Source organism: Paraburkholderia sp. SIMBA_030 (assembly GCF_046535245.1).
Taxonomy (GTDB): Bacteria; Pseudomonadota; Gammaproteobacteria; order Burkholderiales; family Burkholderiaceae; genus Paraburkholderia.
Genome location: NZ_JAWRXB010001088.1, coordinates 1 through 254 on the forward strand (window position 1 = coordinate 1; position 254 = coordinate 254).

Below are 254 nucleotides of genomic sequence, written 5' to 3' on the forward strand. Positions count from 1 at the left end.
CCAGGTTCGACCCCGACCCTTGGACAAGTGCGCTCGCGACAAGATCGCGCAGTGTGGCAGCAGCATCAATCTCAGCCGCCGGGAGATCAACGTAATCTGAGCCTTCTGGATCTTCAACCTCGTATCCCGTGTGTTGAATGTGAAAGAAGTAGCGTGGCATGAGCGCCTTACCTCACCGGTTCCGACCTGCGTCTAGCTGATTCAATCCAAACAATCTCGATCATTCCGTGGTTGCGACATGTGAGGCTTTGGAT

At 54.3% G+C, this 254-nt stretch carries 1 protein-coding gene; it reads right to left on the bottom strand.

Annotated features, from left to right (window positions below; genetic code table 11):
- Positions 1 to 160 (bottom strand): DUF6894 family protein (locus SB772_RS43380; protein WP_410838946.1); only part of this gene is annotated, 160 nt, incomplete at its 3' end.
- Between the last annotated feature and the right edge of the window lie 94 nt (positions 161 to 254).